At 65.0% G+C, this 23,417-nt stretch carries 20 protein-coding genes, 1 tRNA gene and 1 pseudogene; 11 read left to right on the plus strand and 11 right to left on the minus strand.

Annotated elements, in window-relative coordinates; translation table 11 throughout:
- The first annotated feature begins 161 nt into the window (after window positions 1-161).
- A complete protein-coding gene (locus AC3CBB_RS15420; RefSeq protein ID WP_123506764.1) occupies window positions 162-1,205 on the plus strand; it encodes a sigma-70 family RNA polymerase sigma factor in 1,044 nt (347 codons plus the stop codon).
- A gap of 290 nt (window positions 1,206-1,495) precedes the next feature.
- The gene (locus AC3CBB_RS15425) at window positions 1,496-2,338 is read left to right on the plus strand and encodes a serine protein kinase RIO (RefSeq protein WP_488625270.1); all 843 of its coding nucleotides are present in this window, start codon (window positions 1,496-1,498) and stop codon (window positions 2,336-2,338) included.
- Between the two features lie 49 nt (window positions 2,339-2,387).
- Here AC3CBB_RS15425 and AC3CBB_RS15430 read toward each other — a convergent pair whose 3' ends face one another.
- Window positions 2,388-3,314: an NAD(+)/NADH kinase gene (locus AC3CBB_RS15430; protein ID WP_488625271.1), complete on the minus strand. Its 927-nt coding sequence runs from the start codon at window positions 3,312-3,314 to the stop codon at window positions 2,388-2,390.
- Between the two features lie 167 nt (window positions 3,315-3,481).
- On the opposite strand from AC3CBB_RS15430, the gene AC3CBB_RS15435 reads away from it, so the two are divergent.
- The 4 genes from AC3CBB_RS15435 to AC3CBB_RS15450 all read left to right on the plus strand — a co-directional run bounded on the left by AC3CBB_RS15435 (window position 3,482) and on the right by AC3CBB_RS15450 (window position 7,720).
- Entirely contained in the window at window positions 3,482-5,965 is a 2,484-nt protein-coding gene (locus AC3CBB_RS15435; RefSeq protein ID WP_123506767.1) for an ATP-dependent Clp protease ATP-binding subunit, read from the plus strand.
- 62 nt (window positions 5,966-6,027) lie between these two features.
- The gene (locus tag AC3CBB_RS15440) at window positions 6,028-6,546 is read left to right on the plus strand and encodes an amino-acid N-acetyltransferase (protein ID WP_488625272.1); all 519 of its coding nucleotides are present in this window, start codon (window positions 6,028-6,030) and stop codon (window positions 6,544-6,546) included.
- Between the two features lie 82 nt (window positions 6,547-6,628).
- Window positions 6,629-7,333, plus strand: coding sequence for a hypothetical protein (locus AC3CBB_RS15445; RefSeq protein WP_488625273.1), 705 nt, complete (start codon window positions 6,629-6,631; stop codon window positions 7,331-7,333).
- Window positions 7,334-7,339: 6 nt separating this feature from the next.
- Complete coding sequence (locus tag AC3CBB_RS15450; RefSeq protein WP_488625274.1) at window positions 7,340-7,720, plus strand: SseB family protein; 381 nt, start codon at window positions 7,340-7,342, stop codon at window positions 7,718-7,720.
- A gap of 404 nt (window positions 7,721-8,124) precedes the next feature.
- Here the strand turns inward: AC3CBB_RS15450 and radA are convergent, their stop codons facing one another.
- Both radA and AC3CBB_RS15460 read right to left on the minus strand, forming a co-directional pair.
- On the minus strand, window positions 8,125-9,486 hold the full coding sequence (gene radA, locus AC3CBB_RS15455) for a DNA repair protein RadA (RefSeq protein WP_488625275.1): 1,362 nt from the start codon (window positions 9,484-9,486) through the stop codon (window positions 8,125-8,127).
- A 97-nt stretch (window positions 9,487-9,583) separates the two neighbouring features.
- Window positions 9,584-10,444 carry an SGNH/GDSL hydrolase family protein gene (locus tag AC3CBB_RS15460; RefSeq protein WP_488625276.1) on the minus strand — a complete coding sequence of 287 codons (861 nt, stop codon included), beginning with the start codon at window positions 10,442-10,444 and terminating at the stop codon, window positions 9,584-9,586.
- A 102-nt stretch (window positions 10,445-10,546) separates the two neighbouring features.
- On the opposite strand from AC3CBB_RS15460, the gene AC3CBB_RS15465 reads away from it, so the two are divergent.
- Window positions 10,547-10,637: transfer RNA gene (locus AC3CBB_RS15465), tRNA-Ser, on the plus strand.
- A 182-nt stretch (window positions 10,638-10,819) separates the two neighbouring features.
- Here AC3CBB_RS15465 and AC3CBB_RS15470 read toward each other — a convergent pair.
- Together AC3CBB_RS15470 and AC3CBB_RS15475 are read right to left on the minus strand one after the other, a co-directional pair.
- A complete protein-coding gene (locus AC3CBB_RS15470; RefSeq protein ID WP_488625277.1) occupies window positions 10,820-11,680 on the minus strand; it encodes a hypothetical protein in 861 nt (286 codons plus the stop codon).
- 403 nt (window positions 11,681-12,083) lie between these two features.
- The gene (locus tag AC3CBB_RS15475; RefSeq protein ID WP_488625278.1) at window positions 12,084-12,920 is read right to left on the minus strand and encodes an oxidoreductase; all 837 of its coding nucleotides are present in this window, start codon (window positions 12,918-12,920) and stop codon (window positions 12,084-12,086) included.
- A gap of 96 nt (window positions 12,921-13,016) precedes the next feature.
- On the opposite strand from AC3CBB_RS15475, the gene AC3CBB_RS15480 reads away from it, so the two are divergent.
- Window positions 13,017-13,589: a TetR/AcrR family transcriptional regulator gene (locus tag AC3CBB_RS15480; protein ID WP_488625279.1), complete on the plus strand. Its 573-nt coding sequence runs from the start codon at window positions 13,017-13,019 to the stop codon at window positions 13,587-13,589.
- A gap of 39 nt (window positions 13,590-13,628) precedes the next feature.
- Here the strand turns inward: AC3CBB_RS15480 and istB are convergent, their stop codons facing one another.
- Both istB and istA read right to left on the minus strand, forming a co-directional pair.
- Window positions 13,629-14,450 (minus strand): IS21-like element helper ATPase IstB, encoded by an 822-nt coding sequence (gene istB / locus AC3CBB_RS15485; protein ID WP_488626754.1) that lies wholly within the window; start codon window positions 14,448-14,450, stop codon window positions 13,629-13,631.
- Window positions 14,444-16,120 carry an IS21 family transposase gene (gene istA / locus AC3CBB_RS15490; RefSeq protein WP_488625280.1) on the minus strand — a complete coding sequence of 559 codons (1,677 nt, stop codon included), beginning with the start codon at window positions 16,118-16,120 and terminating at the stop codon, window positions 14,444-14,446. Before istA ends, istB begins: the two co-directional genes overlap by 7 nt.
- A gap of 578 nt (window positions 16,121-16,698) precedes the next feature.
- Here istA and AC3CBB_RS15495 point away from each other — a divergent pair.
- Window positions 16,699-17,364: a nuclease-related domain-containing protein gene (locus AC3CBB_RS15495; RefSeq protein WP_488625281.1), complete on the plus strand. Its 666-nt coding sequence runs from the start codon at window positions 16,699-16,701 to the stop codon at window positions 17,362-17,364.
- A 521-nt stretch (window positions 17,365-17,885) separates the two neighbouring features.
- On the opposite strand, the gene AC3CBB_RS15500 is transcribed toward AC3CBB_RS15495, so the two are convergent.
- On the minus strand, window positions 17,886-18,818 hold the full coding sequence (locus AC3CBB_RS15500; protein ID WP_488625282.1) for a hypothetical protein: 933 nt from the start codon (window positions 18,816-18,818) through the stop codon (window positions 17,886-17,888).
- A gap of 589 nt (window positions 18,819-19,407) precedes the next feature.
- On the opposite strand from AC3CBB_RS15500, the pseudogene AC3CBB_RS15505 reads away from it, so the two are divergent.
- Both AC3CBB_RS15505 and AC3CBB_RS15510 read left to right on the plus strand, forming a co-directional pair.
- A pseudogene (locus tag AC3CBB_RS15505) lies at window positions 19,408-19,617 on the plus strand (recombinase family protein); the annotation flags it as partial.
- Window positions 19,618-19,919: 302 nt separating this feature from the next.
- Window positions 19,920-20,735, plus strand: coding sequence for a GIY-YIG nuclease family protein (locus AC3CBB_RS15510; protein WP_488625283.1), 816 nt, complete (start codon window positions 19,920-19,922; stop codon window positions 20,733-20,735).
- 56 nt (window positions 20,736-20,791) lie between these two features.
- Here the strand turns inward: AC3CBB_RS15510 and AC3CBB_RS15515 are convergent, their stop codons facing one another.
- From AC3CBB_RS15515 to AC3CBB_RS15525, 3 genes are all read right to left on the minus strand, one after another.
- Window positions 20,792-22,000: a hypothetical protein gene (locus tag AC3CBB_RS15515; RefSeq protein ID WP_488625284.1), complete on the minus strand. Its 1,209-nt coding sequence runs from the start codon at window positions 21,998-22,000 to the stop codon at window positions 20,792-20,794.
- A gap of 50 nt (window positions 22,001-22,050) precedes the next feature.
- Window positions 22,051-22,524 (minus strand): hypothetical protein, encoded by a 474-nt coding sequence (locus tag AC3CBB_RS15520; RefSeq protein ID WP_488625285.1) that lies wholly within the window; start codon window positions 22,522-22,524, stop codon window positions 22,051-22,053.
- Window positions 22,525-22,731: 207 nt separating this feature from the next.
- Window positions 22,732-23,346: a hypothetical protein gene (locus tag AC3CBB_RS15525; protein ID WP_488625286.1), complete on the minus strand. Its 615-nt coding sequence runs from the start codon at window positions 23,344-23,346 to the stop codon at window positions 22,732-22,734.
- Window positions 23,347-23,417: the final 71 nt, after the last annotated feature.

Raw genomic sequence — 23,417 nt, forward strand, 5'->3', positions numbered from 1 at the left:
GCACTCCGAGGTTACTTGGGAAGACCCTGAACGGTTTCTCTCAGGACGTACCCGATCGGAAGACTCGTAGTGCGGCGAAAGACCTCCGAGAACGTGGGGCTTCACCGTCGGATCGACTCCTGAACAACAGGACCGACCTCGCTAGGGATGGAGAAGAAGACATGTCGACTGCAATTGATCACGTCCGCGAGAACAGCGCCACCAGCACCCGCGCCACGAGCGCCAGCACCACGACCACCGCTCCGGACGACGACGTCGAAGTCGAAGTCCTCGGTCAGGTTCGCGGTGCGTCCACCGACCAGGTCGGCGACTACCTCCGCCACATCGGCCGCATGCCTCTCCTCGACGCCCAGGAGGAGACCGAGATCGCCCGCCGCATCGAGGTCGGCCTCTTCGCCGAGGAGAAGCTCGCCGAGATGCAGGCCGCCGGCAAGGTCAGCGCCTCCGACCGCAGCGACTACCGCTGGCTCATCCACGACGGCGAGCGTGCGAAGGACCGCATGATCACCGCCAACCTCCGCCTGGTCGTCTCGATCGCCAAGCGCTACACGCAGCGCGGCCTTCCCTTCATGGACGTCATCCAGGAGGGCAACCTCGGCCTCGTGCGTGCCGTCGAGAAGTTCGACTACACGCAGGGCTACAAGTTCTCGACCTACGCCACCTGGTGGATCCGCCAGGCGATCGCCCGCGGCCTCGCCGACAAGGCGCGCGCCATCCGCATCCCGGTGCACACCGTGGAGCGCATCAACCGCATCTCGCGCGCCGAGCGCGACCTCACCGTCGACCTGGGCCGTGCGCCCACCGTCGACGAGGTGGCCGCCGAGGTCGCCATGGAGGTCGCCGACCTGGTCGACCTGAAGTCGCGCTCGCACGAGCCCGTCTCCATCCACACCGTCGTCGGCGATGCCGAAGACAGCGAGCTCGGCGACTTCATCGAAGACGAAGAGACGCCGTCTCCCGGCGAGGCCACCGAGACGAGCATGCTCAACCGCGACATCCACTCGCTCGTCGAGGCGCTGCCCGAAGACGAGGCCCGTGTGATCCGCATGCGCTTCGGCCTCGACGACGACCAGCCGATGACGCTCGACGAGATATCCAAGCGCGTGCACTCGAGCCGCCAGGCGGTCTCGCGTGTCGAGTCGCGTGCCCGTCTGCGCATGTTCGCCAAGGCCGTCTCGCAGGACCTCCAGCTCTACCTGCAGTAAGCACCCTCCCGAAAGCCCGCCTCCCACTCCGGGAGGCGGGCTTTCGTCGTCTGGTGCCGAGTGCGTGGACTCCGCGGCCCGAGGCATCCCGGTCGATGCCGGGGCGGATCTCTCGACACCCGGCCGTCAGGGCGCTACGGTGAAGTCCCGACAGCGAGACCAGGCCATTCGAGGATCGAGAAGAGGTGAAGACCATGACTGCATCGATGACGCGCGCCATGAACCCCTTCATCCCCGAGGTCGCCGTCCGCTAGCAACGCTGCTGGTGACCTCTCTTCTGGAGATCACCAGTGACCTTTTCCGACGATTTCGTCGTTCCCACCTTCTCCGTCGCCGAGATCGGCGACGACCAGCGCTGGTCCACGTGGCCGGCCACCCAGCCGCTCGAACGCGGCCCGCAGCCCCGGCCCGACTGGCTCGTCACGAGCGCGGCGGCCATCGACACCGAGCTCGGCATCGTCAAGACGGGCAAGGAGGCCGACGTGTTCCTGCTGGAGCGCGCGGTTCCCGACGACGTGACGCTCGCCGACGGCAGCTCGCGCACCAGCGTGCTCGCCGCGAAGCGCTACCGGAGCGCCGAGAACAGCGACTTCCACCGCGGTGCCCAGTACCGCGAGGGGCGCCGCACCCGCAACACCCGCGACGGCCGGGCGATGGCGCGGGGCTCCTCGCACGGCCGGGCCGTCCAGGCCGGGCTGTGGGCCTGGGCCGAGTTCGAGGCGCTCTCGCGCATGTTCGAGCGGGGCGTGCCCGTTCCGTACCCGGTGCAGATCTCGGGCACCGAGATCCTGATGGAGTTCATCGGAGACGGTCGCACGGCCGCGCCCCGGCTCGCTCAGGTGAAGGAGGACGGCGCCGCGCTCTGGCCGCTGTTCGAGCAGGTGAGCGAGATCCTGCTCGGGTTTGCCCGGGCCGGCTTCGCCCACGGAGACCTGTCGCCGTACAACCTGCTGGTCCACGACGGACGAGTGGTCGTGATCGACGTGCCGCAGCTCGTCGACGTGGTCAGCAATCCGAACGGCGTGGCCCTGCTCGAGCGCGACTGCCGCAACGTCGCCGACTGGTTCGCACGACGCGGCTTCGAGCGCGATCCCGAGCAGATCTTCGCCGAGTGCCTGGGCGAGGTGTTCTGAGTCGCAGCGCGATCGCGGCAGGAACTGGCACGCCGCCGCCGCGCCCCGACTAGTGCTGCCGTGCGAACCGCGCGCGCACCTCCGGGGGCACCAGCTCGAGCAGCTGGTCCGGCCGCAGCGGGAGGTCCATCAGGCTGAGCTTGAGGCGCCCCTTGCGGCCGTGCCGCCCGGCATCGACGCGGGCCACCACGCCGGCGTCCTCGCGGAGCTTCACCTTGATGATGGCGCCCTCGCCGACGTCCGAGACCACGCGGCCGTCGAGCTCGAGCGCCGCCGAGCGGGTGCCGGCCCCGATCGTGAACTTGAGGAGCTCCTTGGGGCCGAGCACGACGGTCCGGTCGATGCCGGCCATCGGGGCGACGGGGGTGACCACGACGGCGGCGACGGCGGGGCTGACGACCGGGCCGCCGGCGGCGTAGTTGTAGGCGGTCGAGCCGGCAGGAGTGGAGACGACGATCGAGTCGGCCTTGAAGTAGCCGTACGGGGTGCCCTCGACCGCGAGGTCTGCGGTGACCACGCCCTGGCCGGGCCGACGCGTGACGGAGAGGTCGTTGAAGGCGAGGAAGGACGCCTCGAACCCCGTCGACGAGACGGTGACCTCGACGGCGTGGTGCGGCTCGAGGGAGAAGTCGCCCGATCGGAGGGACTCGAGGGCGTCGGCGAGTTCCTGCGGCTCAGTCTCGACCAGGAAGCCGACGTTGCCGTAGTTGACGCCCAGCACCGGGACCGGACGGGGCGCGACGAGCCGCATCGCACCGAGCATGGTGCCGTCCCCGCCCAGCGAGACGACCGCGTCGACCCGCTCGACGAAGGTCGGCTCGTCGACCAGCTCGATGTCGGCGCCGACCCGTGCGGCGTCGTCGTGGAGGGCGATCAGGTGCGCTTCGTCCGAGCCCTGCCACGTGCGCAGGACGTCGATCGACGCGGTGACCGACTTCGTGGGGTGGGGGATCAAGCCGACCGTGTAGTTCGCCATATGCCGAACCTACCGACGGAGCATGGGAGGACCTCCGTCACGCCGCCAGCGAACAGGGGCAGACGGAGGGCATCGCGCTGGCTACTCTCGACGTATTGGACGCCCACCCCCTGCGGGGCGTCCGTCATATGGGTGGCGTCCCAGCCCGTCACCAAGGGAGTTAGAAGATGTTCGAGAGATTCACCGACCGTGCCCGTCGCGTTGTCGTCCTCGCTCAAGAAGAAGCGAAGATGCTCAACCACAACTACATCGGCACCGAGCACATCCTGCTCGGCCTCATCCACGAGGGCGAGGGCGTCGCCGCCAAGGCGCTCGAGTCGCTGGGAATCTCGCTCGACGCCGTGCGCGAGCAGGTCCAGGACATCATCGGCCAGGGTCAGCAGCAGCCGACCGGCCACATCCCCTTCACGCCTCGCGCGAAGAAGGTCCTCGAGCTGTCCCTGCGCGAAGCGCTCCAGCTCGGACACAACTACATCGGCACCGAGCACATCCTCCTCGGCCTCATTCGCGAAGGCGAAGGTGTGGCCGCCCAGGTCCTCGTCAAGCTCGGCGCTGACCTCAACCGAGTGCGCCAGCAGGTCATCCAGCTGCTCTCGGGTTACCAGGGCAAGGAGGCAGTGGCAGTGGGCGGAGAAACGCAGGCTGGCCCGCAGGGTGGATCTCAGGTGCTCGACCAGTTCGGTCGCAACCTGACCCAGGCTGCGCGCGACAACAAGCTCGACCCGGTGATCGGGCGCGAGAAGGAGATGGAGCGGGTCATGCAGATCCTCTCCCGTCGCTCCAAGAACAACCCCGTGCTGATCGGCGAGCCGGGCGTCGGCAAGACGGCCGTCGTCGAGGGCCTCGCCCAGGCGATCGTCAAGGGCGACGTCCCCGAGACGCTGAAAGACAAGCAGCTCTACTCGCTCGACCTCGGCTCGCTCATCGCCGGCAGCCGCTACCGCGGTGACTTCGAAGAGCGCCTCAAGAAGGTCACCAAGGAGATCCGCACGCGCGGCGACATCATCGTCTTCATCGACGAGATCCACACCCTCGTCGGTGCGGGTGCCGCCGAGGGCGCGATCGACGCGGCCTCGATCCTCAAGCCGCTCCTGGCTCGCGGCGAGCTGCAGACCATCGGCGCCACGACGCTCGACGAGTACCGCAAGCACTTCGAGAAGGACGCCGCTCTCGAGCGCCGCTTCCAGCCCGTCCAGGTGCACGAGCCCTCGTTGCCCCACGCGATCAACATCCTCAAGGGTCTCCGCGACAAGTACGAGGCCTTCCACAAGGTGTCCATCACCGACGGCGCGATCGTCGCGGCGGCCAACCTGGCCGACCGCTACGTCGCCGACCGCTTCCTCCCCGACAAGGCGATCGACCTGATCGACGAGGCCGGCGCCCGCCTGCGCCTCTCGATCCTGTCCGCCCCGCCGGAGCTCCGCGAGTTCGACGAGAAGATCGCCGTGGTCCGCGGACAGAAGGAGGCCGCGATCGAAGACCAGGACTTCGAGAAGGCCGCCAGCCTCCGCGACGAGGAGAAGAAGCTGCTCGGCGAGCGTCTCCGCCTCGAGAAGCAGTGGCGCTCGGGCGACGTCGGAGCCTCCGGCACCGTCGACGAGGGCGTCATCGCCGAGGTCCTGGCCCAGGCGACCGGCATCCCGGTCTTCAAGCTCACCGAAGAGGAGACCTCGCGTCTCGTCTTCATGGAGAAGGCGCTGCACCAGCGCGTCATCGGCCAGGAGCAGGCGATCGCCGCACTGTCGAAGACCATCCGCCGCACGCGTGCCGGCCTCAAAGACCCGAAGCGGCCGTCGGGCTCGTTCATCTTCGCCGGCCCCACGGGCGTCGGAAAGACCGAGCTCGCCAAGGCGCTCGCCGAGTTCCTGTTCGATGATGAGAACGCTCTGATCAGCCTCGACATGTCCGAGTACGGCGAGAAGCACACCGTCTCGCGCCTGTTCGGTGCCCCTCCCGGGTTCGTCGGCTTCGAAGAGGGCGGCCAGCTGACCGAGAAGGTCCGCCGCAAGCCGTTCTCCGTCGTGCTGTTCGACGAGATCGAGAAGGCTCACCCCGACATCTTCAACTCGCTCCTGCAGGTGCTCGAAGAGGGCCGTCTGACGGACGGTCAGGGTCGAGTAGTCGACTTCAAGAACACGGTCATCATCATGACGACCAACCTCGGCACGAAAGACATCACGGGCGGCCCCGTCGGCTTCCAGATCGAGGGCGACACCGCCACCTCCTACGAGCGCATGCGCTCCAAGGTGTCGGAGGAGCTCAAGAAGCACTTCAAGCCCGAGTTCCTGAACCGCGTCGACGAGACCATCGTGTTCCCGCAGCTCACGCAGCCGGAGCTCCTGCAGATCGTCGACCTGTTCGTCAAGCGCCTGTCGGACCGCCTGCTCGACCGCGACATGACCGCCGAGCTCTCGCTCGCGGCCAAGGAGCAGCTCATCAAGGTCGGCTTCGACCCGTCGCTCGGTGCTCGTCCGCTGCGTCGTGCGATCCAGCACGAGGTCGAGGACCAGCTGTCGGAGCACATCCTCCAGGGTGAGCTCAACGCCGGCGACCACGTGAAGGTCGACTACGTCGACGGCAAGTTCACGTTCGAGACCGGGCGTCAGCCGGGCCGCGAAGACGTGCTGGTGCTCGACAAGGGCGAAGCGTAAGAATCGCGTCACCGCAAGGGCGGCTCTCCTCCGGGAGGGCCGCCCTTCGCTACGCTGGGGGAATGTCCACTGGCGAGATCACCGTCCGCAAAGCCATCGCCTCCGACGTCCCGCATATCCAGCGCCTGATCGAGCCGTACGTCGCCCGCCGCATCCTGCTCGGCAAAGACAACGTCACCCTGTACGGCAGCATCCAGCAGTTCCAGATCGCCCTCGGTCCCGACGGCGTGCCGATCGGCTGCGGCGCCCTCAACGTCTTCTGGGACGACCTCGCCGAAGTCCGGACCCTCGCGCTCGATCCCGACTGGATCCGCCACGGAGTGGGCCACAAGCTCCTCGACGGGCTCGAGGGCGACGCACGCGCTCTCGGCGTCGGGCGCATCTTCTGCCTCACGTTCGAGGTCGACTTCTTCGTCAAGCACGGATACCTCGAGATCGGCGAGTCGGTCGTGTCGCCCGAGGTCTACGCCGAGCTCGTCCGCTCGTCTGACGAGGGCGTCGCCGAGTTCCTCGACCTCGCGCGCGTGAAGCCCAACACGCTCGGCAACACGCGGATGCTCAAGGTGCTGCCGGCGGCGTAGCGCCCGCGCGCGGCGGTGGGCTGCGGTGGGGCGGGGCGACGTTCCTGCGCATTTGCCGTGGTGACTGCAACGCGCCGACTGCATGCCCGACGAGGCACGCAACGACACCTACCCTGTGCGCATGTCGTCGTTCAAGCATCCGGTCGGCTCGAAGCCGCCGTCGGTGTACTGGCGGCGCCGCGCGCTCGTGCTGGGTGCTCTCGTGGTGCTGCTGCTCGTCATCGTGCTTATCGCGGTGAGACCGGGCGCAGGAACGTCGGCCTCCCCGACGCCCAGCCCCAGTGCGTCGGCCGCGGCCTCCACCCGGGCGTCCTCCGCCCCGGCCGCCTCGTCGAAGCCGTCGGCCGCCGCCGCCCCCAAGCCGTCGGCCACCGCCGCCGCCTCAGGAACCTGCGACGCCGCCCAGATCAGCCTCAAGCCGATCGCCGACGCCAGCTCGTACTCGTCGCTCGAGCAGCCGAAGATCTCGATGAGCATCACCAACACGTCGACGACGGCCTGCGCGCTGGATCTCGGCTCGGCCGAGCAGGTGCTCAGCATCACCTCCGGCGCCGAGACGTACTGGTCGTCGAAGGACTGCCAGGTCGCCGGAACCCACCAGAAGATCACGATCACTGCGGGCCAGACGCTGAAGACGCCCGCGATCACCTGGGACCGCACCCGCTCGTCGACGAAGACATGCGACTCGTCGCGCAGCTCGGTTCCGGCCGAAGGCGCGAGCTACCACCTGTCCGTCTCGGTGGGGGCGATCGACTCGTCGACCACTGCGCTCATGATCCTGAACTGAGTACTCATGGCCCAGCCGGAATTCCGCTCCGCCCAGCTCGAAGAGGCGCTCGCCGCGCAGGATGTCGCCGCCGTCGCGTTCGCGCTGCGCAACGACGTCGTCGTGGTGCCCAAGCTGGCGACGGGGAAGAAGGGCGACGACCAGGTGCGCGTCTTCGGGCGCGAGAACACCGACAAGCGCATCCTGCTGCTGTTCTCGTCGGCCGAGACGTACAAGGCGATGGTGCCCAACGAGAAGATCCGCCTCGTGATGCTCTACGACGCTGCGAAGCTGCGCGACTTCATCGAGGCGCACCTCGACGTGCTGGAACAGGTCTTCTTCGACATCGCGGGGCCGCACACGATGGCGGCGAACCCGGAGGATCTGCTGAAGGCGCTGCGGGCGTAAGGTCTGTGGTCGTCCTTCGGTAAGGACTTCTGGGGTAGGTGTCCTTGTGGGCGGTGCACGCAGGCGGGGTTTTCCTTGCGGGGCGTGCGCTGCGGCGCGGTCTTCCTTGTGGGCGCTCGCGTCGTCCTTGTGGAAGGACGGCGGCGGAGCAGCAGCAGGGGGGGCGTGGGTCGGCTCCGCGACGCGTGGTGCTCGACGTGGGGCTCGGGTCGTTGCGCGACCGCTTTCGCTAGGCAAGGACTTCTGGGGTAGGCGTCCTTGTGGGCGGTGCACGCAGGCGGGGTTTTCCTTGTGGGGCGTGCGCTGCGGCGCGGTCTTCCTTGTGGGCGCGCGCGGCATCCTCAGGTAAGGACGGCGGCTTGGGCGGTACGCGGTTCGGAGCAGGGCGGTACTCGCCCTCGACGTCAGAACGCGGCGTCGAGCTCCCGCTCGCGATCGCTGGACGCGGCGGAGAACGCGCGGCGCAGCGCCTCGCGCAGGTGCTCGGACGACGAGTCGACGATCTCCGTGAAGCCGAGACGGCGGGCCTCGGACGCGCGCTGCTTCGAGGACGACACGGGTCGGATCTCGCCGGCGAGGCTGATCTCGCCGACGGCTGCGAGCGTGTGCGGGAACGACTTCTCGCGACTGGCTGAGGCGAGGGCCAGGGCGATGGCGAGGTCGGCGCCGGGCTCGGTGATCTTGATGCCGCCGACGGTGGAGACGTAGACGTCGGCGTCGCTGAGGCGGATTCCGGCGCGGCGTTCGAGCACCGCCAGCAGCATCGCCACGCGCGACGAGTCGACGCCGTTGACGACGCGGCGGGGCTGCGGCGCCGTGCTCGCTACGATCAGCGCCTGGATCTCGACGGGCAGTGCGCGGCGGCCCTCCATGGCGATGGTGATGCAGGTGCCGCTGACCGGAGTGCTGGTGCGCGACATGAACAGCCCGGAGGGATCGGCGACCTCGGCGATGCCGTCGCCTGTCATCTCGAAGCAGCCGACCTCGTCGGTGGGGCCGAAGCGGTTCTTGTGGGCACGGACGAACCGCAACGAGGTCTGTCGGTCGCCCTCGAACTGGCAGACGACGTCGACGAGGTGCTCAAGCAGTCGTGGCCCGGCGATCGAGCCGTCTTTCGTGACGTGGCCGACGAGGAGGATCGGCACGTTGCGGTCTTTCGAGACGCGCACGAGCGTCGACGCGACCTCGCGCACCTGCGACGGGCCGCCGGCCATGCCCTCGCTGGCCGACGACGACACCGTCTGCACGGAGTCGACGATCACGAGCGACGGGTTGACCTGCTCGATCTGGCCGAGGATGACGCCGAGGTCGACCTCGGCGGCGAGGTACAGGTTGGGGTTGAGGGCACCGGTGCGGGCGGCGCGAAGGCGAACCTGCTGCGCGGACTCCTCGGCGGTGACGTACAGGACCCGGGCGCCCTGCTGGGCGGCTCTCGACGCGACCTCGAGCAGCAGCGTCGACTTGCCGACCCCTGGTTCACCCGACAGCAGGATCGCGGCGCCGGGCACGATCCCGCCCCCGAGCACGCGGTCGAACTCGTCGATCCCGCTCGGCCAGTGCGAGACGCGGTCGGCCGCCACCTCGGTGATCGGCCGGGCGACGCGGTCGGCGGGGACAGCGACAGCGGCGACGCCGCGGGTCGAGGCGACGGCGGCAGTGGCGTCGACGACGGTGCCCCACGACTGGCACTCGGCGCAGCGGCCGACCCACTTGATGCTCGACCAGCCGCACTCGGTGCAGCGGAAGGTCGACGTGGGGCGAGGCATGCCGCAACTCTAGGCGGAGCCTCCGACAAAGGGCGGGAGGCGGCGGCGAGGGGCCTCTCGCGAGCGTGGGGGAGGACGGCGGCCGGGAGTTCCTGCGCTAGGGAGCGGGGGTGGAGGAGGCGGCGGAGGCGCCCTGCGCCCGCTCGGCGACGGCGGCCGCGACGGAGGTCACACGGCGTGAGGCGGTCACGTCGGCGGCGGCGCGCTCCGCCGCGATGCGGGCCAGCCGGGCGTCGATGGCCGGGTAGAACGCCGACGCCCACACGCGGTAGCCGTCGTCGTTGGGGTGGAAGAGGTCGGCGGCCGAGTTGCGGAGCGTGCGCACGTAGCCCTGCTTGCGCGTCGTCGCGTAGAGGGGAGCGACGGCGAGGCCGAGCTCGTCGGCGACCCGGCGGACGATGACGTTGGCCTCGGCGACCTTGCGCTCGAGGTCGGGCAGCACCATGAAGGGCAGGTCGGCGACGATCGCGTGCGACGGGAGCGCTCCGTAGATCGCGCGGATGTTCTTCTCGAACTTCTTGGGGGTGAAGTCGGCGATGTCGTTCGCTCCGATCGAGACGGTCACGACGTCGGCGGGCAGGTCGACCAGGCGGGGCAGCTGGTTCAGCCTGCACAGGTGCGTGGTCGCTCCGGCGACGCTGAGGTTCTTGACTCCGACGGTGCCGTGCGTGGTGCGACGCATGTGCGCGGCGATCCGCCCGACGTAGCTGCGCCACGGCTTCGACGCCCCGATGCCCTGCGCCGCGGAATCGCCCAGCGCCACGTAGTTCAGGGCCCCCTCGCGGGCGAACCGCTCGCGCCACCACTTGGAGTTGACGGGCAGCGTGCTGTTCAGGACGTCGGCGGCGCCCTGCCGGCGCTTCATGAAGCGGCGGTACGCGTATGTTCCTGCAGCCGTCGCGGCGGCGCTCCCGCCGACGGCCCCGAGCACCCGAACCACCACAGCAGACTTGGTCATGACGGCACGATACGCCCGAACCCCAGCGATCAGATGCGCAGGAACTCCCCGCCCCACCCAGCCGATTCGGCCCGGCTTCGAAAATGTACTAAACTCTCTCCCGGTACCGTGTCCGAGCGGCCGAAGGATCATGTCTCGAAAACATGTGTGGGGGTTAACTCCACCGTGGGTTCAAATCCCACCGGTACCGCCACAGAAAACCCTCGTTCAGGCGGGGGTTTTCTCTGTTTCCGAAGACTCCGTGGTGCACTGGTGGTGCACGATTATCGGAACACTTTGCCGAATACGCCGCGGTCCGGGATCGTGCACGCGTCCGGCGCCCTTCGCGGAGATCGGTTTGAAGATCAGCAGGCACTCGTCGGACCCGTCCTTGTGTCACAGTCTGTGGCCGGAGGAGACATTTGCAGGGCTGCTCACTCGGCTTGCGTCGAGCTTCAGGCATCGAATGGACGCCGTGCGGTCTTCGACATGTCTCAAACACGTAGGCGAAGTACAGAACTGCCGAGATCGTTTGGGCGCCCGCTTGCCGTTCCGCCGGCCGAGCTGACCGCAATGCGGTGCCGATCGAGACCGACAATCCGAACTCTGAATGGAGCATCGCTCCCAGGCCGCAGCCACAGTCAACACGGTTCGGTTCAGTTGAGTCGGCGGGCCTTGATGGTCATATCGTCGTGGCAGATCCGACTGAGCATTTCGCCCATCACCGCACCGCGTCGGGTTGCAGCGGGTGTGTCCGTGGAAACGGACCCGTTGAAGGAGGAACACGGGCCCCCCAGGGCAGTACGAGAGCGCGTACTCGTAGGCACGGACGGGAAAGTCATGCTGTGCCAGCGCTAGCAGCTGGCAGTGTGCGTGATCGTCAATCTTGAACGCGACGATCGCGACGATGACGCTCATCTGATCGCGGCTCGGCAGGCCCCGCCCGTACCGCTCTTCGAAGGCCTGCTTCAGCGAACCGCCGTCGAAGTGTCCCGCGTACAGGTTCTCGAGCTCCCGGACGCTCGCAGATTCCGCCCAGGACGTGTACCCGAGTGTCTGCTCAATGATTTTCCGGGTCGCCGACACCTTCTTCAACTCGATGACCCAGAGCCGAGCGGATCCGTCGACGGCGACAAGATCCAGTTCGCCGTGTCCGTTGGTTTTGACGTAAGCGGCAATGATGATCAGGTCGCCGAGAACCTCCGAGTGCTCTTCGAGAAAGCTCTGGAGCTCCCTCTCCGAGAAGAAAGGGTGCATCGCCATCCTCTCGGGCTCGTCGTCGCCGATGAACCATATGCTCGCGTCCTTATTCAACGACTTGCCCCGCAGGTTGAGAGGAAGGCTCCGGTCGTGTCGTCGCTAGTCGAACGCGCCGAGTCGCCTGCGTACATTTTGAGAAGAGTCGCGTTGTCGGATGAGGTCTCTTCGTCTTGGATCGGTCTCGGCTCGCGTTTCGGATGCAGAGTAATTGCTGGCGTCTTGTTGTGCATCCGGTCAGTGACTATGTCAAGGTAATTCGGACCCACCAGGGCAAACTGAGTGGGACCCACTTCAACTATTGCGACGCAAGTTCATTCCTCTTTCGCCCTCCGGGCGAGGCCATGCTGTCGGAATATTTAGTGTCTAGCCGCTCCTGCATTGCCGCCGTCTAGCGACTCGCTCAGCGAACTCCGCCGACGCGCAGGATCATCGAGTCATAGGCCCGGTCGGAGAGAAGTCTGCGGGTGAAGATGAGCGGTTTGGCGCCGAATCCAACGGCGTAGCGCGTTTTGGGCCGTCGTGCTGTGGCTGCCTTGACGATGGTCTTCGCGACAACCTCGGGCGGCGATGATTGCTTGGCTGTCGTCTCGGACCGGAACGACTTCGCGACCTTTCCGGCTTTGTCGGCGTAGGCGCCCTTCGAGGAGGTTTCGACGAGGTGGTCCGCGGCGATGCCGCTCCACTCGGTGCGGATCGCACCAGGCTCGACGACGACGACGTTGATGCCGAAGGGTTTGGCCTCGAGGCGCAGGCAGTCGGAGAATGACTCGAGGGCGAATTTGGTGGCGTGATACCAGGCGCCGAAGGGCGTATAGATCTTTCCGCCCATCGAGGTGATGTTGATGATGGTGCCGGATTTTTGGGCGCGCATGGTGGGCATGACTAGTTGGACGAGGCGGGCTGCGCCGAAGACGTTGACCTCGAACTGTCGTCGTGCTTCCTCGAGGGGGACGTCTTCGACAGCACCGTAGGAGCCGTAGCCGGCGTTGTTGACGAGCACGTCGATGCGTCCGGCCTCCTGGAGGATCTGGTCGATGCCCAGGGTCATTGACTCGTCGTCGGTGATGTCCATGGCGACTGTCTTGATGTTGCGCTTCCGGAGGTCGTCCATCCGGTCAATACGACGGGCAACGCCGTAAACGAGGAAGCCCGCGTCCTGGAGATGCTGGGCGAATGCGTGGCCCATCCCGGAAGAAGCTCCGGTGACGAGGGCGACTTTCTGGACTGACGTGGTCATTTTCTATCCTTCACTAAGTTGAACGGCTGTTCGAGTAGTAGACTGAACCATAGTTCGAGTTAATGCAAGTCCGAGTTTCGGTGATAGGAAGACGACGTGAGTGAAACCAGCCAGAGGCCGATGCGGGCGGATGCTCGGCGCAATCGCACCAAGATCCTCGGCGCGGCCCGCGAGCAGATCACGCTCCATGGCCCGGACGTCGGAATGGACGAGATCGCGGCGGCCGCGGGTGTTGCCGTGGGAACTCTTTATGGACACTTCCCGACGAAGATCGCGCTCGTCGCGGCTGTCGTCAGCGAGTTCCTGGCGCAGGTCGCTGATCGAAGCGAGGCCGCTGCTGAGGCCATGAAGGGCGGGAGTCCCGCTTTCGTGGAACTCACGGGTCTCCTGCGTGACATCGTGATCGCGACGGCAACGAACCAGGCAGCCAAAGTTGCCGCAGGTGCCTTGAACGACGACGAGGCTGACTCACGCGAGATGCGGCGCGCGGGGGCTGCGCTTCAGTCGATCATCGACCAGACCCTGCGCGATGAGACGGTCAGGCCCGATCTTTCCATCGACGACTTCTATCTCCTCGTCAGCAACATCCCGGCCGGGCAGCCCGTGAGTGTCCTCGATCGGTGGGTGGACCTGATCCTCACCGGCATCGCCGTCCCGTCCGGTCGCTGAGAAAAGGGAGACACCCTGAACTCGCAAGGTGGGCCCCAGTCACGAAGAGTTGGCAGGCGTTTGCCTTCTTTGCGTCTGGGCAAGCCGATACGAATCGATGCCGGTCTCGATGATGGTGCCATTGAACGTGAGCCGGTCAACAATGGCGGCGCAAAGCCTTGGGTCGGTAAAGGTCTTCGTCCAGCCGGAGAACGACTCGTTCGAGGCGATCGCTATTGAGTTGTTCTCTTCTCGTTCGGTAAGGACTTGGAAGAGGAGTTCGGCGCCCCGGCGGTCGAGTTCCATGTAGCCGAGTTCGTCGATCATCAGCAGGTCGACCCGGCCATAGCGGGCGATGGTCCGGGCCAGATTCTTCTCGTCGGCGGCCTCGACGAGTTCGTTCACGAGCCGGGTCGCGAGGGTGTATTTGACCCGGAACCCCTTTTCCGCGGCCGCAGTCCCGAGCCCGATGAGGAGGTGGCTTTTGCCGGTGCCGGAGTCGCCAATCAGGCAGAGCGGCTGCCCGCGTCGGACCCAGTCGCCGGTGGCGAGGGTGTTGATGGTGGCGGGGTTGATGTTCGGGTTGGCGTCGAAGTCAAAATCCCCCAGCCACTTGTCTCTAGGGAATCCGGCGGCTTTGACGCGGCGGACGGAGGAGCGGCGGTCTCGGTCGTCGCACTCCGCCAGGAGTAGCTCGGCCAGGAATCCCTGGTAGCTGAGCTGCTCTTTGTTCGCCGCGGTCGTTGCTTCATCGACGACCGTCCGGATTGTCGGGAGGCGAAGCCGGCGGCAGGCCTGGTCGATGGCCGCGTTCGCGGCCTCTTCCGTCAGGCCCCGCCGTCTGCGGAGAGTCGTGGTGATGCTCGTCGTGGTGGTCACGATCCCGTTCCCTTCTGATTGGTGGGCGCAGCCTCAGGTGCTGCCCGGTCGGGCAGGCGCAGCAGCTGGTCGTAGGCGGCAACGGACGGCAACGGCCGGGTGTCAGCTGGGAGACCTGCGATAACAGCGGCGGGGTCGGCGAGGCGGCGCTGGGTAAGACTGACAACCCGTCGCTCGGGACCACGACCTTGTTCGGCGAGAGGGCGGTCGATGCGGGACCCACCCAACGCTTCGTGCCGTCGGGCCTCGACTGCGACAACGTCGGCCGTGACCGCTCCGACCGTGAGCGCTGCGGTGATCCCGGCGACGATGCCCTCGGTCGCCATCGATCGGTGCAGCAGGAGGACGTCGATCAGGGCTCGGGTGCCGCCGGAATCTCCGTCGGTCTTCCGGGCTGCCGCCCAGAATGCTTCGTGAGCTGAGGTGAAGGCGCCAGATGCTCGAGCGTGGGCGAGAGCCGTCGAGCCCGGAAGAGCGCCGGGCTTGTGTTGGAGGACCTCGAGGTAGTGGTCGAGGTTCACGCTCTGCCCATGCAGCGCAACGACCCGTGGGTGACGGGCGATCTCGTTGCGGCCGTCGAAGATGACGACCTCCGACGCGCGAAGTGAGACCCGAACGGGCCGGCCGATGAATCGGGCGGGGACCGAGTAGGACGCCATACGCACCCGGACGAGGCTGGATCGGCTCACCCGCGGCGTCAGCGACAGCCCCGGTTCGAACCGTTCCGCCGTGATCGGTGCCAGCAGTTCCCGTTCGAGGGCGAAGTCTTGGGCGACGGTGCGGATGCGGTCACCGATCCTGCGGTTCTCATCGTCGAGATCCCACTGACGGACCTGCCGGTTCAGTTCCGCGAGCGAGTCGACAACGGGCATCGGAGACAGGTGGGTTCGGCGAAACCTGCCGACGTCGCCCTCGATGCCGCCCTTCTCATGCGCGCCTTCAATCCCGGGGTGGCAGTAGAACGCGTCGAACCCGTAATGAGAACGGAACAGGACCCACCGATGGTTCTCGGTGCGCTGGCGACCACTGCCGTAGATGACCTTCGCGACCGCGTCGGTGAGGTTGTCGTAGCGAATGTGCCGCGTCGGGATGCCGCCGATGTCCTCGAACGCGTCGATGTGGCCCTCCAGGAACGCTTCCTGCGCCTGCGTCGGATAGATCCGATGGATGGCCTTCCCCGAGTGCGAGAGGCGGAAGGCGAACATGTGGCACTTGGTCTTCACTCCAGCCAGCACCACCCAGACCTCACCGAAGTCGACTTCAGCCTCCGCTCCTGGTGCGTGCTCCTGCGGAACGAACACCTCCGGCAGCCGGCCTGCCTCCAGGTCGATCTCTGGGCGGCGGCGGCGAACGTAGTCACGGACCGTCGAATACGACAGCTCGGTCGCGTCGTGCTCCTCGGCTAGACGGGCGAAGACGCGCCTCGCCGTGTGGCGCTGCTTGCGAGGCGCGTCGAGATCCTGGCGGAGCATCTCGTCGATCGCCGACTTGAACGCGTCCAACCGAGGCGCCGTCCGCACCCGCGGTTTCCGGGCCGGCGGTTCCGCCTTTGCGAGGGCCTGCCGCACCGTCGGCCGGCCGACCCCGTGCCTTCGAGCCAGCTCCCTGATCGAGAGACCCTCCACCCGCGCATCACGTCGGATCCGCGCGAACAACTCCACCCGAGACTCCATCCGAAACCTCCACCTTGAGCAACGAAAACACGTTGCAACAACGGTGAAGGTGGGTCCGGCTTAGATTGCCCCAGACACCCCGAAACAGCCGAAGTGGGTCCCGCTTAGATTGCCCTGGTGGGTCCCAATAACGCTGCCATAGTCAGGTCAGGATGGCTGAGGCGGCCAGGAGGCTTGGGGACGTGTGAGGCGGGACTGCTTCGGGCCTCGTTTTACGAGGCACAACCTCACCGAAACGACGTTTGCTGGCGCGTCTGCATAAAAACGAATGTTTCCGCACGATGCACGAGGCACGAGGCCCCGCGGAGCGCAGGAGCAGTCGTACCGACAGGCCCGCGTCGCGCTGACTCTCCCGACATGCGACTACCGAAGTGTCGACCTTCATGATCGAAATCTGCTTGCGCTCTGACGATCCATCCGAGCCGTCCGTGCTGGCCATCATGTTCTTTGCACAGTCGGTGCTCTCCTACCGGTCTCCTTTCATATCCAGCACGTTGGCGTAACGAGCCGAGCCGCTTTGGATTCACGCCCAGGAAGGGGACTGGCGCGGAGTTCTCGGCTCTGAATGGATGGAGCGCATGGACACGCATGAGGGCAACGCGGCTGGAGCATCAGCGCAGCGTGAGTACGAGCGCCGACGCGCCAATGACGAGGCGAAGGTCCGCGGAAAGTGGGGCCAGGGCCGCCTCGGGCGCATCGCCGTTGCGCTCACGGACGAGAAGCAGAGCACCTCGGCGTGGAAGTCCGGCGCGACGGGAGAGTCGAAGGTCGGATCTCACCTCGAGGCGATCGCCTCGGACGGGATCGTCGTGCTGCACGACCGCCGCATTCCGCGGACCCGCGCAAACATCGATCACATTGTCGTCACCCGCGGCGGCGTCTGGGTCGTCGATGCCAAGCGGTACCAGAACAAGCGGCCCGCGCTGCGCGTCGAGGGCGGGCTCTTCCGACCACGCGTCGAGAAGCTCATCGTCGGCGGCGATCGGACGAAGCTGGTCGACGGAGTGCTTCGTCAGGTAGCGCTCGTCAGCAAGGTTCTCGGCCAGCGGACTGGTGCCGTCCCCGTGACCGGTGCTCTCTGCTTCGTCGACGCCAACTGGCCCTTGTTCGGCGGCTCGTTCCGCACTCGTGGCGTCGAAGTCCTCTGGCCGAAGAAGCTCGTGAAGCTGCTCGCCGCGGCGAACGGGCCGGTCGATGTCGCCGCAACCGCCGCTGCGGTCGCCGGCCACTTCCCTTCCGCCTGAGCTCCGCGCCGCACCAGGAGAAGGACGCATTCGCGCAGCTATGGAGCCTCTCTAACCGGTCGAATCAGGAGCCCGTGGGATCCGGCGTGGACGTGTGCCTGGCATTCCCGACGCACGGGCTGGCCCTCGCCCCTGGTGAGGACCAGAAGTGCCGATTCTTTCGGAGGCGAGGTTGACGCAGCTCGCGCAGAAGGACGGACGGCTGTGGCGATCGCGTTGCGCTCGGCGATCGAAGAAGTTGCTGCTGATCCGTACGTCTCAGAGTCCGACGTAGACCTACTCTCGCTTGCCATCGCGGGAGAGCTACGTAGCGTTGACGCCGACCGGGACGCCCGTGGTCTCCGTCTCATGAGCCTGATCCTTCGAGCAGCACTCCCGAGCGGTGGAACTGGCACCTAGCTCTCGACGGGTCACTCTGTCCGACCCGCTCGAGCCCATCGGTACCGACTCTCTCCCGGTACGGACGCCGAAGCCCCCGACCACTCTGTCCGGTCGGGGGCTTTCCCGTGCTGTTAGGGCATTTAGCGTCGAGGCTTACGAGAGCGCCTTACACGCGCACTGGATCGGTTTTTTTCGGGAATCTCGAAGACCGTGAGAACGCCGCTTTGCTTCTTCTCTAGAACACCCGCCGCCACAAATCGATCGAGCCCCAAGATTGCGGCGTCTCGGAGAGCGCCAAGCAGGTTAACTGTGCTGCCGGGTCGCGGCCGGAACTCCGGAAGGACGTAGACATAGCGTCCGTGCTGGATTTCGTCGCTCAGAGCTGCAATGTAGGTGGATTTATCGAAAACGAATTCCTCGCGGTCCGCGAGTTCTCGTAGCGCTCTTTCCTGCACCTCTGTCTCGTAAAGGGCGTCCAGCACCCGCTCATCTCGCTCCTGGTTCCTGCGCGCTATCCAGTAGGCAGCGGCAGTGATGGCGATACCAGCAGCGGCGCCAGCGAAGTAGATGATCCCAGGAACGTGAAGGTCGGTGATGCCAAGCGGCTCTCGCGCGCCCCATGCGATAGCGATTGCGCCGCCCAGTCCGGCGAATGGGTACGTCCTGCCCTTCCGGAAGTCCTTTGTAGCTTCGACGCGTGAGCTTGCTTTGCTGTCTCGGAGTTGGAGTTCCGCTTCGTGCTCGAGTGCGGGACCGGGAGTCGGAGCACTCACCTCCCTGTTCTCGAGCAGGCGAAGCAAAGACGACACAGTTTCGGCGGGAAGGGTCACTAAATCTTGTGAGGTTTTCGCAATCTCAGAGGTTGCGGCACCATTTTCGGACGCCATGATCGTCTCGACTTGTTCCAAAGCGACGATCAGTTGGGCGTGCCAGTCCCGAGTCTCTTCGGCATCACTTGATCCCAGATCGTTCACGGCTCGGCGGATCGCCTTTCGGAGAGCACGAGCATCGTCGGCTAGTGCGGGGTCAAGATCGAGACGGGAGGTGATGTCCGCGAGTGTTGTTGAGGGCACGTCAGCACCTTACTGGCCATCGCGACGCCTGTGGTGCGTCGGATAGCCGCCCAGAAACGACCGTTTCCGGATGCCGGAAACGGACGCGGGGACACGCCGAAGCAGTAGTACCCGAAACGCCTGTTCTGGCGATGGCACCGATCTGGGTCGGCGTTGCTGTCTTCATCGCCGGCGGGATCTGCATCTTCCTCACGCGCGGGTTGACATAGGTCCTCTCTAGCGGCCGCGCCGAACCATCTGGAAGACGCCGCCGACGATGCATACGAGACCGGCGGGGAGCGCGATGAGCACGTCCCCGCCGGCTCGTATGTTGTTCGCAGCGTGCAGTGCTGAAGCTACGAAGCCCCAGCAACCGACGAGCACCAGCACGCAGCCAACACTGATGAAAGCCGCAGGTGTCACCTGGGTTGATCCACCCTCACGACGTCTCATGGCAGCCTCCTTCTGGGTCGGTAAGTAGTCCCGACATTGGCACCCATGCCGCGTGCGCCTCACAGCTCGGTAGGACAATCTGTCCGAACTCGGTTCGTTTCTGCATGCCCGCTGGCCGGTCGGCCACCGGACGGTCCGAGGATCGCATCGTCGCGTCATGAACCCACTACTTATCGGATACGCACGCGTGTCCACATACGAACAAGACCTCACCGCCCAACGCGTCGCCCTCGAACGACTCGGCGTCCTTCCGGCCGACATCCATACCGACCATGGGCTGACCGGCACGAACAGAGCTCGACCAGGGCTCCGCGAAGCCCTGGCTGCCTGCCGCGACGGCGACACCCTCGTCATCGCGAAGCTGGAATGCTCTGAGGTACAGCCCAACACGACATTGCCCACGAGCGAGAATCGTGTCGCTTTGTAGTCTACTGACCTGGTGTCGACAGATCCGAGTGAGGGTCTAGGGAGGGCGCGACGAGTCCAGCAGTCACGAGTGTCGTGCTGTCCCGTTGCCCCTGACGATCACGTCGGTTGCTTATGTCGGCGGTACCATTCCAGAATTCGCGAACGGCTCGTTGGATCCTGGACAGCTCGGCGCACTTCACGACCAGGTGTCTCCAGGTCGCGATGAGCCTTTGCAGACTCACGAGACGAGATGACCTGCCGATGCCTCTGACTTTTGCCCCCGTCCTTCTTGACGCCGGCATCAACCCAAGTGATGCAATGGTTCTTCGGCACTCATACGTGCCTGTGCATGAGGACAGCGGGCTCGTCGGCATTAACGCCAACTCATCGGATGCCGAGATCCTTAAATACACGAGCATCCAAGGTGCGAAAGCAACCAACGCGTTCCCTGCGATTCCACCGCGATACTGGGTTGTTTTCATCGGCGAGGGTCGTGACCGCGCACGCCTGTGGGCAGTGCTCGAAAACCGCGGCGAGGTCGCAAACGACGGGGTACTGCGAACCTTTGATGTTGCGGTCTGCCATCACATGGAGGACCTCAGGAAGCGTTTAGTCATTGGCTGGAAGTCGGCTCGAGCTTGGCGGATCAAGGCGTCAACTGCGGGGACCTACCCGGTTGTCGAGATTGCCGACTCGAAGCCGATTCCGTTCCCCGGTTTTGACGAGCTCATTCTGGACTACGAGTCACTTCGAGCAGTGATGACCCAGCAGCGCTACGCCACGTGGCAAGTGGCGCTTTCCTCCGTCATCGGGATTTATTTGATCACGGACACCAGTGACGGGCGTCACTACGTGGGCAAGGCTGACGGGCTCGAGAACATCTTTCAACGATGGAGCTCCTATGCGGCCAACGGCCACGGGGGAAACGTTGAGCTACGTCGGGTTCATCCGGGTCACTTCCGCTTTTCACTGCTCCGCGTGTTCGACCCTGCGACCCCGACAAGGAAGATTGACCTGGCAGAGAAACACTTTAAGGATGCCCTTGATTCGAGGAGGCACGGGCTGAACCGGAACTAGGAGACTAGATCCCGTTTGCCAGCCCTAGCTTCGTGACTGGGCCTAGCCTGCGGATGTCAGGCGCTGGGTTTGTTGCCCGCCGCATCTTTCGCCAAGGAGGCGATGGCGATTGCAGCGACGACGCCGCCTCCGACAAGAGCACCCCTGCCAACATCTTTGCCTGCGGACAGAAGCTGACTTGGATCGCGGATGGCCTCAATCCACGGCGTGCTTTTCATTACCTCGCGGCCCGACTCGATGCCGAGGGGGACGAAGAACTCTTCGACCTGTTTACCGGTCGAGTTACCCGACCCGATGATGGAATGAGCTGCCCGGAAATGGAGCACGATGTTAGCGTTGGCGATGCCGCCGGCTCTGTCCATTGCCGCTAGAACTGCGCCGGTCTTTTCGAGGATGAGGTCGCGCCGCGATTCTTGGGCAGAGGCCAGACCAGCACGGTGGCCATCAAGACTGGCGGGTGCCGTCAGCCGTACATGCTCGATTTCGAGCACCCTGAATTCATCTTGCAATTCGAAGATCCGACCCAGGACTGCGAGCAAGACCGCAATTTGGCTTTCAATCTCGGCCGCGGCTTTCGAGAGCTCGCCGACCTTCTCCTTCAGAGCCGCCTTTTCGGCAAGTGCGCTGAGATCTAGTAGTGCGCTGCGCTGCGCTTCGAAAAGAGTGCCCGACTCTGACACCACCTTGCTCCACACCGTGAGCAGGTCTCCGCCGTGTTCGAGAATGTTTGAGGCCTCGGAGATTGCGTCCGACGCTCTGAGTACTTTTGCAAGGTCAACGTCTCGCTGCTTGCGCCTGACGTCGTCGAGCTTCTGGTCGATGGAGAGGAGAAGGGCCTTGAGCTGCCGCGCCTCCGATTGTCGGGACAGCTGCATCAGAAGCGTGCCGACGTTTGCTAAGGCAGCAGGATTCGCAAGAAGAGAGCCGGGGCCATCCTCTACTTGGATCCATGTACTGATTTTGCCCGGGTCTCCCACCATTGCATGGCTGATGCCCGGCGTGGACGTACTCATGAGCCCGAGGTCGCGGACTTTCTGAGCTGATTCGGGTGTCAGCTTCAGATAGCTGCCGGATCTCTCGGCGATCGCCGATGCTGCGTTCGCCAAGCTGGCGCCGGTGTCGAGAAGAGCCTTGAGCCGCAGAGACGAGATGCTCTTCGATATCTCAAGCAGTCCGTGGTTCCTCAGCCAACGCTCGACGCGGTCCGATGGCCCCAGGATCACCAGACCCTCGTCGTCACCGACGATCTCGATCTCTTCTGTCATGCTTCCCCCGTGATTGGTTTGAGAACAGCCTAGGTTCGACTGGCCAACCCTTACCTCTCGTCTAGGCGCTGGCTTGCCCGTGCTTCGACGAGTGCTCCTTCGAGACCCGGCTTGGAGAGTGCGGCCCGAATGATCGGCACGAGCTCTTCCGGCGTCACGAACATGCCGGACTCTACTTTCACCAAGTGTGACGCGTCTGCCGGGATCAATCCCTCAGTCACCATCTTGGCAATCTGTTTCGTTACCGCACCGGTTTGGCCTTTAAGTCCACTATTGCCGAGGGCAAATCTGGAACGCACCTCGGAATCGGTTCGACGACCAGCTCCCAAGGCCATAAAACTCGTCAACAGCAATTGCCAAGGGTGGAGTCGACCTAACAGGACGGTCATGGTGTCAACGGTCCAACCGCCCCAGGCGTCAGGTTGACTTTCGAGGCTCAGGACCTGGGGGAACCACTCGTCTATTTTCTTGGCTAGCTCACTCAACGTTGCGAGTTCTCCATGGATGGTCAGCGTGCCGTTCATTTCTGCTCCTCTAATAACTTCTGAATCTAAATCTAGAGGATCCAGAGTTTCTAGGCAAGCTCTGAATTGGAATCTGTAAAGAACTGTAAGTCTTACAGTGAGGTGACGGTCCGTCTCACGACCCTAAGGTCTCGACAAAGTCCGCTAACGAGACAGTTCGGATTCATGAGCGTCATCGTCTTCCTCACGTCTCTGTGCCTCTCCGGTCTAAGTCGTCATGTCGCGTACTGAGATGTCATCCGGCCCATTGCCTCTCCCACCGCGGCTCAGTTTCAGCACTCGATTTCCACCGGGCCGGCTGAAGACGAACCACCAAGCGTGATTACCCTTGCCACGTCTACGCAGCACGAGCCGCAGATCGCCCACGTTCCAGGAACCGTCCTCATTGGCCTGCTCCCATCCGACCACCAAATCCCGAATCAATTGAAGCGGAACCTCATCTCGAAGCAGTCGTAACACCTCGGGTTCTCCAGAGACGGGCGCGCCGAGGTCGGCGTATCCCGGTGGAAAATTGTCGGGCTCTGCCTCGATCTTGTCGTCTGATGTGTCGTCTTTGACCTTTGTGGCGAGCCCGAGCTCGATAGTTTTTGACATCCGGCGTTCGGAGGCCGCCGATGAACGTCGTTGATTGAAGTAGATCGCGCCGGCTACGAAGACGGCTGCGATCGTGACGCCGACTCCGAAGACCCCGATCCACTCCACAAAACCGTGGGCGAGACTGTTCGCCAAGAACAAAAAGACAACGACGATGAGGCCGCCGATCGCCAGCAACCAGTACTCGCCCTTGGAAATCGGCTCATCCCTATCCTGAGTGATCGTCATTGCATGACCGTAGCAAGAAGGAGAGCGACCAAACTCGAGGGCGCTCCAGCGCGGCTCGATTACGTCCTAGG

The organism is Frondihabitans sp. OV104 (assembly GCF_057787745.1).

Excerpts from the sequence above, each read along its gene's own strand:
- AC3CBB_RS15420 (WP_123506764.1), top strand. The coding sequence starts at position 162 with ATGTCGACTGCAATTGATCACGTCCGCGAGAACAGCGCCACCAGCACC.
- AC3CBB_RS15430 (WP_488625271.1), bottom strand. The coding sequence starts at position 3,314 with ATGGCGAACTACACGGTCGGCTTGATCCCCCACCCCACGAAGTCGGTC.
- AC3CBB_RS15435 (WP_123506767.1), top strand. The coding sequence starts at position 3,482 with ATGTTCGAGAGATTCACCGACCGTGCCCGTCGCGTTGTCGTCCTCGCT.
- AC3CBB_RS15440 (WP_488625272.1), top strand. The coding sequence starts at position 6,028 with ATGTCCACTGGCGAGATCACCGTCCGCAAAGCCATCGCCTCCGACGTC.
- AC3CBB_RS15445 (WP_488625273.1), top strand. The coding sequence starts at position 6,629 with ATGCCCGACGAGGCACGCAACGACACCTACCCTGTGCGCATGTCGTCG.
- AC3CBB_RS15450 (WP_488625274.1), top strand. The coding sequence starts at position 7,340 with ATGGCCCAGCCGGAATTCCGCTCCGCCCAGCTCGAAGAGGCGCTCGCC.
- radA (WP_488625275.1), bottom strand. The coding sequence starts at position 9,486 with ATGCCTCGCCCCACGTCGACCTTCCGCTGCACCGAGTGCGGCTGGTCG.
- AC3CBB_RS15460 (WP_488625276.1), bottom strand. The coding sequence starts at position 10,444 with ATGACCAAGTCTGCTGTGGTGGTTCGGGTGCTCGGGGCCGTCGGCGGG.
- AC3CBB_RS15470 (WP_488625277.1), bottom strand. The coding sequence starts at position 11,680 with ATGCACCCTTTCTTCTCGGAGAGGGAGCTCCAGAGCTTTCTCGAAGAG.
- AC3CBB_RS15475 (WP_488625278.1), bottom strand. The coding sequence starts at position 12,920 with ATGACCACGTCAGTCCAGAAAGTCGCCCTCGTCACCGGAGCTTCTTCC.
- istA (WP_488625280.1), bottom strand. The coding sequence starts at position 16,120 with ATGGAGTCTCGGGTGGAGTTGTTCGCGCGGATCCGACGTGATGCGCGG.
- AC3CBB_RS15495 (WP_488625281.1), top strand. The coding sequence starts at position 16,699 with ATGGACACGCATGAGGGCAACGCGGCTGGAGCATCAGCGCAGCGTGAG.
- AC3CBB_RS15510 (WP_488625283.1), top strand. The coding sequence starts at position 19,920 with ATGCCTCTGACTTTTGCCCCCGTCCTTCTTGACGCCGGCATCAACCCA.
- AC3CBB_RS15515 (WP_488625284.1), bottom strand. The coding sequence starts at position 22,000 with ATGACAGAAGAGATCGAGATCGTCGGTGACGACGAGGGTCTGGTGATC.
- AC3CBB_RS15520 (WP_488625285.1), bottom strand. The coding sequence starts at position 22,524 with ATGAACGGCACGCTGACCATCCATGGAGAACTCGCAACGTTGAGTGAG.
- AC3CBB_RS15525 (WP_488625286.1), bottom strand. The coding sequence starts at position 23,346 with ATGACGATCACTCAGGATAGGGATGAGCCGATTTCCAAGGGCGAGTAC.